The organism is Roseburia sp. CLA-AA-H209 (assembly GCF_020687575.1).
GTDB lineage: Bacteria > Bacillota > Clostridia > Lachnospirales > Lachnospiraceae > Roseburia_C > Roseburia_C amylophila.
Genome location: NZ_JAJEQU010000041.1, coordinates 1 through 2,226, shown reverse-complemented (window position 1 = coordinate 2,226; position 2,226 = coordinate 1). Strand labels below are relative to the sequence as shown.

Here is a 2,226-nt window from a genome sequence, read left to right as displayed (position 1 = left end):
CCTGTACAATACAGGATAGCATCCATGTGTTCAGCCTAGTTCATAAATATGTGTCCAGGATTCTGGGTACATATCAGACGATGGGGCTTCTACTTATTTTATATTCCAGTTTATGCAACCGGATTTCCGCACTTGGTACAGAACTTATTTCCAGCTACAAGCGGAGCACCACATTTACTGCATACCGGCTGTACTGGCTGCTGTGGCTGTACTGGCTGCTGCGGTTGTACTGGCTGGCTCTGGAACTGTCCCTGCTGCTGCACTGGCTGGCTCTGGAACTGTCCCTGCTGCTGTGGCTGCACTGGCTGGCTCTGGAACTGTCCCTGCTGCTGTGGCTGCATTGGCTGTCCCTGGAACTGTCCCTGCTGTGGTGGTACATTTCCATACATATTCTGCTGTGGCATTCCCTGATATCCGTTCATCATTTTCTGTCTGATTAATGGCTTCTCAGCCTGAAGTACGTTGATAATAATCAACAGATCCAACACTACAATTGCCAGAATAAATAAGATATTAAATATAAATCCGGCTGTAACTTTTGCTGTACAGTAATTATCTGTTGCTTCCTTATTTACTCCGACGCAAAGTGCAATCCAGAAAATAAAGTCAACAACTGCACAGCTTCCGGATGCGATTGCAGCAATTTTATCTTTTAATACGCTCTTTAAGCACCAGAGAGCCAGCATAGCGATTGGAAGCAGCAGCATTATGATGCAGATTACTTTTGGATCAGATACACTTTCGCCTTCGATTTTAATACCTGTCATAGCTTTAAAAGCACTAATTTTAATATTTCCATATCCTGCACAGGATACCATGAATGATGGCACAAAGAAAAATACCATTAATAAAATAGATAACAGACGAATAATATTTTTCACATGAATGTGCTTTGTAAAATCATTTCCAGAATTCATTTCCTTCTCCTTTAGTTTCCAAACTGAGTTAAATTATCAGTTACTTCGTAAGTATAATCAACCTTCTGAGTTACAACCAGATCGTTAAACATCTGTGCTCCATCTGTATAACCATCAACATTGTACCAGCCGTCATCATACTCTAAATCAGTATATCCTTCGATATCACCATATGTATTAAAGCTCTGGCTTCCATCGGATAATGCCATAATATTTGTATATTTTACCGGGAAGTATACTACAGTCGGCTCAAATGCATTTTCTGCACTGGTTACAGTTGTTGAAAATACCAGATAAAGGACGTTTGTATCACCCCATGTATCACTGTTCTTTGCAACCAGATAATAAGAACCTTCATAGCTGAATCCGGAATTTCCAATATAGGAATTGTTATTTGCAAAATATGCATCTAACACATCTGTTGCTTCATTTTTCATGGAATCCAGATTGTCTGCTGAAATATCTGCAGCAGATGTTACATAAGAATCTACTCCGGATACAATATATTCTTTTGATGTCTGTGTGAATTTGTAACCATTTGCCAATGCATTCTCTTCTGACTCATCAACAGTTAAAGTTACGGTATCTCCGACATCAAGACTGTCATAATCTTCAAAGTTGAACCACAGATAACGTAAATAGTCATCCTCCGAATTATTTGTCCAGTTTGGATATACATAAGGTGGTGTTCCTGAGAAGGTTACCTCGATATCTTCAAACGGATCAACTTCTTTTACTTCTTCCAGTCCTTCTACTGTAAATTCCTGTTCTTTGGAAAGAATTTTAACTCCTGCTTTTTTCTCATAATCTTCATTCCATGAAGCAGTAACGGTTACCACATCACCATTTGACAGGTCTGAATCCGGTTTCACATCAAAAGTAATACTGTCAATCAAATCCCAGTTACTACTTCCCATCAAATCTGTGAGGTCACTCCAGTCAAGGTCATCAAGAGATTTTACATTTTTAAGTTTCTTTCCCTGTGCCTTGATAACAGCTTCACTGAATCCGGTCTCGTCGAAATCAACATATGCTGTTCCTGCTGTTTCATATCCGTTATACTCTACAGAAATATAATCGTTGATATTTACTTTCTTTTTCTGATTCTTCACTACCACAAGTGCAACAATTGCAACTACTACAACTGCAATGACTGCAATAAGCAATGCCCATAACTGTTTCGTCATCTTAAATGGTTTCTTAGGCGGGCGTGCCTGCTGTGGCTGTCCCTGGAACTGTCCCTGCTGTGGTCTTCCCTGGAACTGTCCCTGCTGTGGTCTTCCCTGGAACTGTCCCTGCTGTGGTCTTC

At 40.3% G+C, this 2,226-nt stretch carries 2 protein-coding genes; both read right to left on the bottom strand.

Going from position 1 to position 2,226, the window contains the following annotated elements; genetic code table 11:
* Positions 1-110 precede the first annotated feature (110 nt).
* The gene (locus LKD41_RS15420) at positions 111-917 is read right to left on the bottom strand and encodes a zinc ribbon domain-containing protein (RefSeq protein ID WP_227701668.1); all 807 of its coding nucleotides are present in this window, start codon (positions 915-917) and stop codon (positions 111-113) included.
* Between the two features lie 11 nt (positions 918-928).
* Positions 929-2,226: hypothetical protein (locus LKD41_RS15415; RefSeq protein ID WP_227701667.1), on the bottom strand; the 1,298-nt coding region annotated here is incomplete at its 5' end.